Source organism: Leisingera sp. McT4-56, assembly GCF_020514995.1.
GTDB classification, from domain to species: Bacteria; Pseudomonadota; Alphaproteobacteria; order Rhodobacterales; family Rhodobacteraceae; genus Leisingera; species Leisingera aquaemixtae_A.
The window spans coordinates 370950-383772 of the sequence record NZ_JAJALF010000001.1 but is presented as its reverse complement, the minus strand read 5'-3'; the positions used below and the strand labels follow the sequence as shown (position 1 = coordinate 383772).

The window sequence follows — 12823 nt, the reverse complement described above, 5'->3', positions numbered from 1 at the left end:
GCGCCCAAGCCGGAATTATCACCGGTGCAGGGATAACAAGGCAGGCACGGGCATACCCCGTCTGCCGGAGAAGAACCGCGATGACGCGCGCGAGAGCGAAGAGCACTGAGGCAGGAAGGCCGGGCATCGAACCCGGGACCACCTGCTGCACCGCGCCGTCCAAGATCGCCCTGACAAGACACCACCCGAAACGCGCGCGGCCGCCTGGAAGCAGGAGGCTTGCGGGCGCACAGGGCAGGTGCACCAAGGACCCATGGCAAAGAAGATGCTTATTGACGCCACCCACGCGGAAGAGACCCGCGTTGTGGTGGTCGATGGAAACAAGGTTGAGGAGTTCGACTTTGAATCCGAAAACAAACGCCAGCTTGCTGGCAACATCTACCTCGCAAAAGTAACCCGCGTCGAACCGTCCCTGCAGGCGGCCTTTGTGGACTATGGCGGCAACCGCCATGGTTTCCTGGCGTTTTCCGAGATTCACCCGGATTACTACCAGATCCCCGTCGCGGACCGTGAGGCCCTGATGGAGGAAGAGCGCGCCTATGCCGAGGCAATGCGCGCCCGCGATGAGGATGAGGAAGAAAAACCGGCCAAGCCGAAACGCTCGCGCCGGTCCAAATCCTCTGCAAAAGCAGCGAAGGCGTCTTCCAAGGATGCTGTCGAAACCAAAGACGTCGAGGCAGCTGACGCTGGAACCGGTGAAATCGCCGGCATGGAAACCATTGACTTGACCGGCGAGGGTGAAGCCGCGGATGTCCCGGCGGAGCTGGCCGAGGTGCCCGAGGGCTCCTCGCCGATGGAGCGTGTTGCCGAGACCCCGGTGGAAGAGCCGGAAGAGGGCGATACCGCTGCGCCTGAGGCTGAAGCAGAGGCTGCCGCTGCTGAAGATGCTGTTGCGGAAGACCCTGCTGCTGATGAAGAGGTCCCGGCGGAAGAGGCCGCGGCTGAAGCAGCTGAGGAAAACGAAGCCGAAGCAGAGACCGAAGCGAAAGCCGTTTCTGAAGAAGTTGAGACTGCGGCTGAGGAAGCCAAGGAAGACGGAGCTGAAGACAGCGACGAGGATGGCGACGACGAAGGCGAAACCAGCCGCGCTGATGCCACCTCCAAGGATGAAAGCATCGAGTCGGTTGCCGACGAGGACGACAGCGAGGACATCCGTCCGCCGCGCAAGCCGCGCCCGCGCCGCTACAAGATCCAGGAAGTGATCAAGGTGCGCCAGGTGCTGCTGGTGCAGGTCGTCAAGGAAGAGCGCGGCAACAAGGGGGCTGCTCTCACCACCTATCTGTCGCTGGCGGGCCGTTACTGCGTGCTGATGCCCAACACCGCCCGCGGCGGCGGCATCTCCCGCAAGATCACCAATGCAGCCGACCGCAAAAAACTGAAAGACATCGCAACCGAACTGGACGTGCCGACCGGCGCGGGCCTGATCGTGCGCACCGCCGGTGCCAAGCGCACCAAATCCGAGATCAAGCGCGACTATGAATACCTGCAGCGGATGTGGGAACAGATCCGCGAGCTGACGCTGAAATCCATCGCGCCGGCCAAGATCTACGAAGAAGGCGATCTGATCAAGCGCTCGATCCGCGACCTCTACAGCCGCGAGATCGACGAAGTTCTGGTGGAAGGCGACCGCGGCTACCGCATCGCCAAAGACTTCATGAAGATGATCATGCCGTCCCACGCCAAGAACGTGAAGCACTACCAGGAAGGGCTGCCGCTGTTCGCGCGCTACCAGGTCGAAAGCTACTTGGGCGGCATGTTCAATCCGACCGTGCAGCTGAAATCCGGCGGTTATATCGTGATCGGCGTGACAGAAGCGCTGGTGGCGATCGACGTGAACTCCGGCCGCGCCACCAAGGAAGGCTCGATCGAGGAAACCGCGCTCAAGACCAACCTGGAAGCGGCAGAAGAAGTTGCCCGCCAGTTGCGCCTGCGCGACCTTGCCGGCCTGATCGTCATCGACTTCATCGACATGGACGAGCGCAAGAACAACGCCGCCGTCGAAAAGCGCATGAAGGACAAGCTGAAGACCGACCGCGCCCGCATCCAGGTGGGCCGGATCTCCGGCTTCGGCCTGATGGAAATGTCGCGCCAGCGCCTGCGCCCCGGCATGATCGAGGCGACCACCGCCCCGTGCCCGCACTGCCATGGCACCGGCCTGATCCGCTCCGACGACTCGATGGCGCTGTCGATCTTGCGCCAGATCGAGGAGGAGGGCACCCGCCGCCGCTCCCGTGAGGTTCTGGTGCGCTGCCCGGTGTCCATCGCCAACTTCCTGATGAACCAGAAGCGCGAGCATATCGCGCAGATCGAGGCCCGCTATGGCCTGTCCGTGCGCATCGAAGGCGATCCGCACCTGGTCAGCCCGGACTTTGTGCTGGAGAAATTCAAGACCGCTTCGCGCAACGTGCCTGCGGCCACCGCACCGGTGGTGTCGGTGGATACCTCGATCATGGATCAGGTGGACGCTGACGAGGCCAAGCAGGACGAGGAAGAAGCTGCCGCCGCAGTTGAGGCATCAGACGAGGCCTCGCAGGAAGACAAGCCCAAGCGCAAGCGCCGCCGCCGCCGCCGCCGTAAGTCCGGCAATGGCGAGCAGTCTCAGAACGGTGAGACCGGCGACACCGGCGACGAGGCATCTGAGGACCAGGACCAGCCCAAGGAAGAGGCGGCCGAAGCCTCTGATGCTGTCGCGGAAGGCGAAGAGGCTCCTGCGGAAGAGGTGAAGGAGAAGAAACGCTCCCGTACCCGTACCCGCTCCCGCAAGCCGAAGGCAAAGCAGGCTGAAGAAGAAGTCGCCGCCGTTGAAGACGCTGCTGCCGGAGAGGCAGAGGCCCCGGCGGAAGCTGCTGAGGAAACTGCCGCGGCTGCGGAAACCGCCGATGCAGAGGAAGCGCCCAAGCAGGAAGAAGAAGCGCCGGTGGCAGAGGCTGCAGAACCGGCGGCTGAAACGGCCGTAGAGGCCGAAGAGGCTCCGGCGGAAACTGAAGCCGCGCCAGCGACAGAGGACGCTGCGGAAGCTGAAGCTGAGACTGCAGAGAACGCTGAGGAAGCCGAAGAAGAAGCTGCTGTTGCAGAGGCTGAGGCGGAAGAAGCCGAACCCGCCGCTGAAGAGCCTGCTGCAGAAGCGGTTGCTGAGGAAGAGACCGCAGCAGCCGAGCCTTCGCCTGCGGCTGAGGAAAAGCAGCCGGAGCCTGCCATGGCCGGAGCTGAGGCTGAGCCGGAACCGACGGCCCCGCCCAAGCCTAAGCGCCGCGGCTGGTGGTCGATGGGCAGCTAAGGCTGAAGAAGATCTAGGGAAAGGCAGGCTGTTTGGCCTGCCTTTCTTTTTTGCTCTGCCGGTGCTTCTCTGGCAGCAATCGCGCATGACGGCAGCCGTTTCCCAATGCGCGATGCAGCCCGCAACACACCCTGAACGACGTCAGCGCTGAATCAGTTTAGCTGCGTTTGCGGATCAGATAGATCTGGTGGTCCGAGCCGGCGCTGTGGCCGAGAAACTCATGGCCCGCTTCATTGCAGAAATGCGGCACGTCGATCACCGCCGCCGGGTCATCCGCCAGAAGTTCCAGAACCTGGCCGGGTTCCAGTGATTTCAGCCGCTTGCGTGCCTTCAGGACGGGCAGGGGGCACAGCAGCCCGATTGCGTCCAATGTCTCTTTGATCTCGGTCATGGTGTGCAGATAAGCGGGATGTTTCATGCTGTCCACAAGGATGTGACCAGCCGTCCCCGTGACGTTGGCCCGCTGCTGACATAAGTGTTGCAACATGTTTGGAATCGAGATCATCGACGCAGGGCTGCTCCCTGCCATGCTGGTGGCGCTGCTGGGCGGCGTGATCAGTTTCCTGTCGCCCTGCGTGCTGCCGATCGTGCCGCCTTATCTGGCCTACATGAGCGGTGTGACCATCGGCGAGATGCAGGGCACCTCCGCTGCGCGGCGCAAGGCGATCATCGCCGCGCTGTTCTTTGTGCTGGGGCTGTCCACGGTATTTTTGCTGCTTGGATTCACCGCGTCGGCTTTTGGCGCCTTCGTGCTGAAGAACCAGGAACTTTTCGCGCAGATTTCAGGTGTTGTGGTGATCATTTTCGGCCTGCATTTCCTGTCGGTGTTCCGTATTCCCCTGCTGGACCGCGAGGCGCGGATGGAGGCAGGCGAGTCCGGCGGTTCCGCCCTGGGCGCCTATGTGCTGGGTCTGGCCTTTGCCTTTGGCTGGACGCCCTGCATCGGCCCGCAGCTGGGTGCGATCCTGTCTCTGGCAGCATCGGAAGCCTCCGTCAGCCGCGGCACCATCCTGCTGGGCGTTTATGCCGCGGGGCTGGGGGTGCCCTTCCTGCTGGCGGCGATGTTCCTAAACCGGTCGATGACGCTGATGAACAAGATGAAGCGCCATATGGGGCTGATCGAAAAGGTGATGGGCGGCCTGTTGCTGTTTGTCGGCATCATGCTGGTCACCGGCCTGTTCACCACTTTCTCATGGTGGCTGCTGGAGACCTTTCCGGCGCTGGCAGCGCTGGGTTGAGACCGGGGAATGGGAAGGGGCCTTCGGGTCCCTTTTTCTTGCGCCTACCAGGCCTTACTCTTGCCGGAATGCGCTGCTAGTCTCACCGCGGAAAGGCAGAGCAGGTCAGCGTGGATCAAACCGGTTCCAAACCCCAGCAGGTGCGCAGGCGGCGGGTGTTCTACATCCCCGGCTATGACCCGATTCACCCGCGCCGCTACCGCGAGCTTTACCGCAAGGAAGGCGCTGCGCAGGCGGAGATTTCCGGCTACAGCCTGACCCTGTCCCCGAAACGGACCAAAGGCCCCTACGGCTGGCATGCCGCTGCGGAAATGGACGGGCAGCGGACCGGGGCGGATTTCGAAGTGCTGGTCTGGTCCGACATCGTGCGCGGCAGTATGGAGGCAACGATTCCGGGCACCTACTGGCAGCTGCTGCGGACTGCCTGGATCTATATCTCCACCGGCGCGCTGCGTCGGATGATGCGGCTGCGCAAGGGGCCGGTGATTGCGGCGCTGTACCCGGTTGGAATGCTGCTGCTGCAGGCGCTATTGGCGCTGCTGCTGGCTTGGGGCGTGGCAAAGGCATTCGCCATCCTGGCTGGGTTGGCCAGCCTCGGCGGCCCGCTGGCCGCACTCATTGGATGGGCCACGGGCCTTGGAGCGGGCTATGCTCTGCTGCGTTGGTTCAAGAAGCGCGATGGCAAGTTCTTTGCCTATTATCTTATGCATGACTACGCCCATTCGGCAGCGTCGCGGGGCGCCATCCCGCCCGACATGGAGGCGCGGATGCGCCAGTTCCGCTCCCTGATCCGCAAGGCGCTGGATGACCAGGGACTGGATGAGGTGCTGGTTGTCGGCCATTCCTCCGGTGCGCATCTGGGGGTGTCAGTGTTGGCGGATCTGTTGCGTGACGGGCTGCCGCCGGAGCGGCCGGCCTTGGGATTTCTGACATTGGGGCAGGTGGTGCCGATGGTTTCTTTCCTGCCGAAGGCAAAGCGTTTGCGGACCGACCTTAAGTATCTGTCGCAGAGTTATGAAATCACTTGGATTGATGTCACCGCGCCGGGTGACGGATGCGCCTTCGCTCTATGTGATCCGGTGGCCGTCAGCGGCGTCGCACCGGAGGGTAAGCGCTGGCCGCTGGTGTTCTCGGCTGCCTTCACCCAAACCCTCAGCCCGGAGCGCTGGCAGCAGCTGCGCTGGCGCTTCTTCCGGCTGCATTTCCAGTATCTCTGCGCCTTTGACCGGCCAGGCGACTATGACTACTTCCGGATCACTGCCGGGCCATTGACGCTGGCGGAGCGCTACAGGGACCGCAAACCGTCGCAGTCCCGGATTGATGTGCCGGTCTCGAAATTCACCTCGGTGGCTGCCGAATGACCCCTGTGCTGCCGCCGAAACCATCCGCACGGCCCGACCGGGTGTCGCTGTGGCGCTATGTGAAACTGTTCCGCCAGGATCTCCTTTCGGCGCAGCCTGCAAAGCTCTACCGGGCCTGGATGGCGGAGTTCCGTACGCCCTTCTTCCGCTCTTTTCTCGTCAACCAGCCGGAGTTGGTGAAGCTGCTGCTGAAGGAGCGCCCGGACGACTTTCCGAAATCGGACCGCATCGCCGAAGGGCTGAAGCCCTTGCTGGGAAATTCGGTGTTCCTGACCAATGGCGACGCCTGGAAGCGGCAGCGGCGGATCATTGACCCGGCGTTCGAGGGGGGAAGGCTGAAGGACACTTTCCCGGCCATGCGGGCGGCAGCAGAGGCGGCCGTGGCGCGTTTGGAAGGGCGGCAGGGGCCGGTGGAGATTGAGGAGGAGACTTCGCACGCGGCAGCGGACGTGATATTCCGGACGCTGTTTTCGATCCCGATCGAACATGAGGTGGCGGGGAGGGTCTTTACCCGCTTCCGCGACTACCAGCGCAGCCAGCCCTTGCTGAACCTGGCCGCCTTTGTGCCGCTGCCGCGCTGGGTGCCGCGGTTCTTTCGCCGCGGCACCCGCCGGAACGCGGCTGAGATACGGGCCTTGATTGAACAGCTCACGGCCGAGCGCATGGCGGCAATCAAAGCAGGCACAGCGCCGGATGATCTGGCGACCAAGATCATGACCACCCGTGACCCGGAAACCGGCAGCACCTTTGATACGGCCGAGATGGTGGATCAGGTGGCGATCTTCTTTCTTGCCGGCCATGAAACCAGCGCCTCTGCCTTGGCATGGGCACTTTACTTGATGGCACTGTACCCGGAGTGGCAGGAGAAAGTGGCGGCGGAAGCGGCTGCGCTGGAGGATGAGAGCTTTGCCGCGGTGTCAAAGCTGAAGATCAGCCGTGACGTGTTCCGCGAAACATTGCGGCTCTATCCGCCGGTGCCGATGATGGTGCGCGAGGCAGCCTGCCCGGAACGGTTCAGGAACCGCGCAGTGCCCGAAGGGGCGCAGATGGTGCTGAGCCCCTGGCACCTGCACCGGCATGAGCGGCTGTGGGAAAACCCGGATGGTTTTGACCCCGCGCGCTGGCAGACGGAAAACGGCAAGCAATGCCAGCGCGATGCCTATATCCCGTTTTCTGCAGGCTCTCGCGTCTGCACCGGGGCAGGGTTCGCCATGGTGGAGGGGCCGCTGATCCTGTCGATGATCCTGCGCCGGTTCCGGATTGAACCCGTGGAAGGCAAGACGCCGGTACCGGTGGCGCATCTGACAGTGCGGTCGAAAAACGGGATCTGGCTGCGGCTATCGCCCCGGCAGCCAAAACTTTTCTGAAAAGCCTTGACCAAGGTTTTCAGAAAACTTTGGTGTCAGCACAGCAAGCGAACAGGCTGATTATTGCTGAAGATGTTAACCTGCTCACCATTCAAGACCGCATGATATCCGCGCCGCCGCACTTCGTTATGCAGCGGGGCCAGGCCGACATTGCGTTCAACATCCCGCAGTTTGCGGCGCACGACACCGCCTTGGCGGGCAGACTTCACATCGAAGATCTGCTGCATCCACAATTCGGGTGAGATAGTGCGAAACACATGTGCCATGCGGCAAGTGTCCGCAAACGTGGTTAACGCGCCCTTAACCGGTGCAGCACAAACAGCCGGATGGCGGATGCCAGCCCGCAGTCATCGCCGCGGGTTTCATCAATTTCGGCTGCCAAGTCGTTGATTGCGCGGTCTTCCTGTGCGGCGATCTCGCGGAAGGCATCCCAAAAGTCATCCTCCAGCGACACCGAGGTCCGGTGCCCGCGCAAGGTCAGGGAATGCTTCTTGGGGCGCCCGGTCATTCGTCGCGCTTGTGATTGTCCAGGCGTTGGGCGTCCTGGTCATTGCGCGCCTTGTCCAGGTCTTTCTCTGCTTTGGTCCGCCCGAATTTCACTGCGTTCCGGGCAGCGCGGGCCTTCTTCTCGGCCCGCGCTTTTTCCTTTCTGTACCGGTTCAGATTGACCGGCTTTTCCATCAGTCCTTGGGTCCGATCATCTGCTCGGGGCGGACCACGGCGTCAAAGGTTGCCTCATCGACAAAACCCAGCGCAATCGCCTCTTCCTTCAGCGTGGTGCCGTTCTTGTGGGCGGTCTTGGCAACGGTTGTGGCATTGTCATAACCGATGGTCGGCGCCAGAGCGGTGACCAGCATCAGGCTTTCCTTCATCAGCTTGTCGATGCGCGGCTCATTTGCCTGGATGCCGTTCAGCATCCGTTCGGTGAAGCTGTCCGCGGCGTCGCCAAGCAGCTGGATTGACTGCAAGAGGTTGTAGGACATCATCGGGTTGTAGACGTTCAGCTCGAAATGGCCCTGCGAGCCTGCAAACTTGATCGCCGCGTCATTGCCCATCACATGCGCGGCCACCTGGGTCAGCGCCTCTGCCTGGGTCGGGTTCACCTTGCCCGGCATGATCGAGGAGCCCGGCTCGTTCTCCGGCAGGATCAGTTCGCCCAGGCCAGAACGGGGCCCGGAGCCAAGGAAGCGGATGTCGTTGGCGATCTTGTAGCAGCTGCCCGCAATGGTCGCGAGCGCGCCGGACAGGAACACCATGGCGTCATGGGCGGCCAGCGCCTCGAACTTGTTGGGGGCGGTGACAAAGGGCAGCCCGGTGATCTCGGCCATGTTGGCAGCCACGGTTTCACCCCAGCCTTTCTGGGTGTTGAGGCCGGTGCCGACGGCGGTGCCGCCCTGTGCCAGCTCGTAGATGCCGGGCATGGCCGCCTCGACCCGTCCCAGGCCCTGGCGGATCTGATGCGCGTAGCCGCCGAATTCCTGACCCAGGGTCAGCGGGGTCGCGTCCTGGGTGTGGGTGCGGCCGATCTTGATGATGTCCTTGAACTCTTCCGCCTTGGCTTCCAGCCCTTCTGCCAGCTTGGTCAGGCCCGGCACCAGCACGTCGCGCACGGACATCGCGGTGGCGATATGCATCGCGGTGGGGAAGGTGTCGTTGGAGGACTGGCCCATGTTGCAGTGATCGTTCGGGTGCACCGGCTCCTTGGAGCCGATCACGCCGCCCAGGATTTCAATGGCGCGGTTGGCGATCACTTCGTTGGAGTTCATGTTGGACTGGGTGCCGGAGCCGGTCTGCCAGACCACCAGCGGGAAGTTGTCGTCGAACTTGCCCTCGATCACTTCGCCGGCCGCCTGGATGACTGCATCGGCGATTGCCGCGTCCAGCTTGCCGGAGGCCTTGTTGGCCATGGCACAGGCCTTCTTGATCACGCCGAGCGCACGCACGATAGCCACCGGCTGCTTTTCCCAGCCGATCGGGAAATTCATGATCGAACGCTGGGTCTGCGCGCCCCAGTATTTCTCTGCCGGGACTTCAAGCGGGCCAAAACTGTCGGTTTCGGTGCGGGTTGCGGACATCCGTCTGTATCTCCGTTGAGTATGCGATTGTATGCCGTTTAGCCTGTGCCGGAATGCGGCGCAATTGGCCAGTTGCGCGCAGCATAGCCAAAAGGGCCGCAAGGTATAGTGGTGAATTGGCGCAATCCGGGCGCTGTAAATGTCTGGAACCGTGTTATGCTGGCAATACATGGACTTGTGCCGCCTAACCCGGAAAGGAGATGCGTGTGCTCATTTGCTTGCGTTCTTTGCTGCCGTTGCAGGCCGCGCTTCTGGCGGCGGGCCTTCTGATGCTTGCGGCCATCCCGGGGTTTGCGGCGGGTATTTCGCAGTTCACAGGCGAGTATTCCGGCAGTGTCGACCTCGTCAAAGAAGATGGCGACACCGACCCGAGGGACATGAGTGTTGTGATCCGCGAAATGAAGAAGGGCTTCACCATCAAGTGGACGTCCACCACGGAAAAGGACGACGGCCGCAGGAAGACCAAAACCTACGAGATCGAGTTCCGGAAAACCGGGCGAAACGGCATCTACTCGGCAGCCATGACCCGCAATGTGTTCGGCCATTCGGTGCCGCTGGACCCGATGGAAGGGGAGCCCTTTGTCTGGGGCCGCATCACCGGTGACACGCTAACGGTTTTTTCACTGTTCATTCATCCAAACGGCGACTACGAAATGCAGCAGTATGACCGGACCCTGGCGGAGGGCGGTCTGAACCTGGTCTACAGCTCCCGCCTGAACGGCGAGCCGCGTCGGCAATTGTCCACTTTCCTGAAGCGTAAATAACCCGGAAAGAAAAAGGCAGCCCGCAAGGCTGCCTGATATTTTTGCCGCAAGAGCGGAGCCCTATTTCCGGAAGCTGTCGAGCGACACCACATCGGCGTCTTTCTTTTTCGGTTCCAGCTGGTCGTCGGCATTGTCCGCTTCTTCGTCCGCATCCGGCACCGCGGTAAAGCCTTCGGTCTCCTCATCAGCGCTTTCAAACCGCAGCCCGAATTCCACCGACGGGTCTACGAAAGTGCGGATCGCATCATAGGGGATGTAAAGCGGCTCCGGAGAGTCGCCAAAGTTCAGCGTGACCGCAAAACCTTCCTCATCGACGGTCAAGTTGTCGAACCAGTGCTGCATGACCACGGTCATTTCTCCCGGGTAGCGGTCGGACAGCCAATCGGCCAGTTCTACATCCGGGTGGGCCGTGTCGAAGGTGATGAAAAAGTGGTGGTTACCGGGCAAGCCATTCTCAGCGATGTCCTGCAGCACGGTCCGGATCAGGCCGCGCATGGCAGAGTGCATCAGGTTGCCATAGTCGATTTCACGGGACATGCAGTCACCCTTTGTTCATTTGCGGTCAAGCATAAGAGATTCTGGCGGAAACAAAAGGGCAGCCTTCTGGCTGCCCGAAAATTTTTTGACCCGGGCTGAGCCGGCCAGACAGCCTCAGTCAGCTGATTGCAAACGGGAATTCTGCAATTGCCAGCCCGGCTGCAGCCATCAAGGCCAGCAGCAGCAGCATTTTGCCGCGCACCAGCCAGGCCGCCACGGGCGCCAGCAGAACCAGCAGTGCCGCGGTGGGGTTCAAGCTGTCCCAGACCGGTGCGGGGACCTGCAGAATTCCGGCTTCAAACACCCGCGTTTTGGCAAAGACCACATGGATCAGAAACCAGGCCGACAGGTTCAGAATGACGCCCGCGACGGTGGCGGTCACCGCCTTCAGTGCCATGCCCAGCCGCGGGTGCGCGGCAATGCGCTCCACATAGGGCGCGGCGGCAAAGATCCACAGGAAACAGGGCATGAAAGTGGCCCAAAGCGCCACCGCGCCAGCGGCGAGGAACAGCCCCGTTCCCCCTTTCAGCAGGCCGGAGAGCATGGCGACAAACTGGGTGACCAGGATCAGCGGGCCGGGCGTTGTCTCTGCCAGCCCCAGCGCGTCGATCATCTGGCCCGCATTGATCCAGCCGAACTGGCTGACCACGGTCTGGCTGATATAGGCCAGCACCGCATAGGCGCCGCCAAAGGTGACCACCGCCAGCTTGGAGAAGAACCAGCCGATATCCGCAAGGAACCCGGCGCCCGTCAGGCTCAGGAGGACCAGCGGCAGCAGCCACAGCCCGCCCCACACCGCAATGGTGCCGAGGGTGCTTCCGTTACTGGCCGGAGGATTGCGCGCCGTGCCCGCTCCGTCTCTGTCTTTGCGCATCAGGCCGGTGCAGGCGGCAGCAAGGACGACCAGCGGAAACGGCAGGTTAAACAGGAACAGTGCGGCAAAGCCGAATCCGGCCAGCGCCCAGTCCAGCGGATGGTTCAGCGCTTTGCCCGCCAGCCGCCGCAGCGCCTGCAGGATAATCACCACCACCGCCGCTTTCACGCCCAGGAAGGCGGACTGAACCGCGGGCAGGGTGCCGTATTGCGCGTAAAGCCAGACGAGCCCGGCAATCACTGCCGCCCCCGGAAGCACAAACAGCAGCCCGGCCAAAAGCCCGCCTGCGGTGCCGCGCATGCGCCAGCCGGTATAGGTTGCCAGCTGCATCGCCTCAGGGCCCGGCAGCAGCATGCAGAAGCTCAGCCCGCGCAGGAAGCTTTCTTCGCTCAGCCAGGGGCGGTCCTCGACCAGTTCCTTGTGCATCACTGCAATCTGCGCCGCCGGGCCGCCAAAGCTCAGCACTCCTATGCGCCCGAAGACGTGGAACATTTCCGTCCAGCTGGGATGGCTCATGCCTTGCGGTCCGCCGGCCAATCGTGGCCTTCGCTCTGGCCGTCTCGGGCCCAGCGGTATAGCGCATCATATAGCTTCATGCCTGCCTCAAGCTGCTGGTGATCGTCCTTGAACTGGCGTGACAGCCCCACCGAGAGGGCCAGAAGCCCCGCCGCCTCGGGCGCCAGGTCGTGCCGGTTGGTGTCGGCGCCTCTCACAACCCGCGCCAAGGTGTCAAGTGCAGCCGTGCGCAGGCCGAACTCCTCCAGCAGGGTGTCAAAGGTGCAAAACTCCCCCCTGTGCGACCAGAACACATCCTCGACATCAAAGGGTGTTGCGCCAAAGCGTTCCGCGGTCCCGGCAACCTCAGAGGGGGATACAAACAGGAACCGTGCCCCGGCATCCGCAAAGCGGCGGATCAGCCAGGGGCAGGCGATCCGGTCGATCTTGGGGCGGTGGCGGGTCACCCACAGGGTGCTGCCGCCGACAGGGGCGGGCAGGGCGCCGGCCGGAATACGCGGTGCGCCCTTCAGATCACGCCATGCAAACATGCCGCCTTGCAGGTACTCCGCCTCGATACCGTCACTGCGAAGCCAGGCGGTCAAGCCTTGTGACAGCTTCAGGCCTTTCTGGCAGATCACTACACAGTGCCGCCCGTTGAGGCGGCCCTTGAGGCGGTCGATGTCAGTGTGCGGGTGCCGGAAGGAGCCGGGTATCAGATAGGGGTCTGCTGCAAAGTCTTCGTCCGTGCGGACGTCCGCCAGGACCGGAGCATCCGGCAGGCCGGTCAGGCGCAGCAATTGGGCAGGGTTGATTTCATTCGGGGCAGCCATGG

Annotated in this window: 13 protein-coding genes; 5 read left to right on the top strand and 8 right to left on the bottom strand. The window is 62.6% G+C overall.

Annotation, left to right across the window (positions count from 1 at the left end; all coding sequences use genetic code 11):
- Positions 1-253: 253 nt before the first annotated feature.
- A complete protein-coding gene (locus tag LHL23_RS01785; protein WP_226428579.1) occupies positions 254-3277 on the top strand; it encodes an Rne/Rng family ribonuclease in 3024 nt (1007 codons plus the stop codon).
- Between the two features lie 157 nt (positions 3278-3434).
- On the opposite strand, the gene LHL23_RS01780 is transcribed toward LHL23_RS01785, so the two are convergent.
- On the bottom strand, positions 3435-3668 hold the full coding sequence (locus LHL23_RS01780; RefSeq protein ID WP_226428578.1) for a sulfurtransferase TusA family protein: 234 nt from the start codon (positions 3666-3668) through the stop codon (positions 3435-3437).
- 94 nt (positions 3669-3762) lie between these two features.
- Here LHL23_RS01780 and LHL23_RS01775 point away from each other — a divergent pair, with 94 nt between their 5' ends.
- The 3 genes from LHL23_RS01775 to LHL23_RS01765 all read left to right on the top strand — a co-directional run bounded on the left by LHL23_RS01775 (position 3763) and on the right by LHL23_RS01765 (position 7243).
- Positions 3763-4515 carry a cytochrome c biogenesis CcdA family protein gene (locus LHL23_RS01775; protein ID WP_226428577.1) on the top strand — a complete coding sequence of 251 codons (753 nt, stop codon included), beginning with the start codon at positions 3763-3765 and terminating at the stop codon, positions 4513-4515.
- Between the two features lie 110 nt (positions 4516-4625).
- The gene (locus LHL23_RS01770) at positions 4626-5876 is read left to right on the top strand and encodes a hypothetical protein (protein WP_226428576.1); all 1251 of its coding nucleotides are present in this window, start codon (positions 4626-4628) and stop codon (positions 5874-5876) included.
- Positions 5873-7243, top strand: coding sequence for a cytochrome P450 (locus tag LHL23_RS01765; RefSeq protein ID WP_226428575.1), 1371 nt, complete (start codon positions 5873-5875; stop codon positions 7241-7243). Before LHL23_RS01770 ends, LHL23_RS01765 begins: the two co-directional genes overlap by 4 nt.
- Positions 7244-7278: 35 nt before the next feature.
- On the opposite strand, the gene LHL23_RS01760 is transcribed toward LHL23_RS01765, so the two are convergent.
- From LHL23_RS01760 to fumC, 4 genes are read right to left on the bottom strand one after another with little or no spacing between them, the layout of a single operon-like run.
- The gene (locus LHL23_RS01760) at positions 7279-7509 is read right to left on the bottom strand and encodes an N-(5'-phosphoribosyl)anthranilate isomerase (protein WP_226428574.1); all 231 of its coding nucleotides are present in this window, start codon (positions 7507-7509) and stop codon (positions 7279-7281) included.
- 23 nt (positions 7510-7532) lie between these two features.
- The gene (locus tag LHL23_RS01755) at positions 7533-7751 is read right to left on the bottom strand and encodes a ribbon-helix-helix domain-containing protein (RefSeq protein WP_226428573.1); all 219 of its coding nucleotides are present in this window, start codon (positions 7749-7751) and stop codon (positions 7533-7535) included.
- Positions 7748-7924: a DUF4169 family protein gene (locus LHL23_RS01750; protein ID WP_226428572.1), complete on the bottom strand. Its 177-nt coding sequence runs from the start codon at positions 7922-7924 to the stop codon at positions 7748-7750. The genes LHL23_RS01755 and LHL23_RS01750 overlap by 4 nt, the downstream gene beginning before the upstream one ends.
- On the bottom strand, positions 7924-9318 hold the full coding sequence (gene fumC / locus LHL23_RS01745) for a class II fumarate hydratase (protein ID WP_226428571.1): 1395 nt from the start codon (positions 9316-9318) through the stop codon (positions 7924-7926). The genes LHL23_RS01750 and fumC overlap by 1 nt, the downstream gene beginning before the upstream one ends.
- 269 nt (positions 9319-9587) lie before the next feature.
- On the opposite strand from fumC, the gene LHL23_RS01740 reads away from it, so the two are divergent.
- A complete protein-coding gene (locus LHL23_RS01740) occupies positions 9588-10082 on the top strand; it encodes a hypothetical protein (RefSeq protein WP_226428570.1) in 495 nt (164 codons plus the stop codon).
- A gap of 60 nt (positions 10083-10142) precedes the next feature.
- On the opposite strand, the gene LHL23_RS01735 is transcribed toward LHL23_RS01740, so the two are convergent.
- The 3 genes from LHL23_RS01735 to LHL23_RS01725 all read right to left on the bottom strand — a co-directional run bounded on the left by LHL23_RS01735 (position 10143) and on the right by LHL23_RS01725 (position 12821).
- Positions 10143-10619 (bottom strand): SspB family protein, encoded by a 477-nt coding sequence (locus LHL23_RS01735; protein ID WP_226428569.1) that lies wholly within the window; start codon positions 10617-10619, stop codon positions 10143-10145.
- A gap of 118 nt (positions 10620-10737) precedes the next feature.
- Entirely contained in the window at positions 10738-12009 is a 1272-nt protein-coding gene (chrA, locus tag LHL23_RS01730) for a chromate efflux transporter (RefSeq protein WP_226428568.1), read from the bottom strand.
- Positions 12006-12821 (bottom strand): chromate resistance protein ChrB domain-containing protein, encoded by an 816-nt coding sequence (locus tag LHL23_RS01725; RefSeq protein WP_226428567.1) that lies wholly within the window; start codon positions 12819-12821, stop codon positions 12006-12008. Before LHL23_RS01725 ends, chrA begins: the two co-directional genes overlap by 4 nt.
- Between the last annotated feature and the right edge of the window lie 2 nt (positions 12822-12823).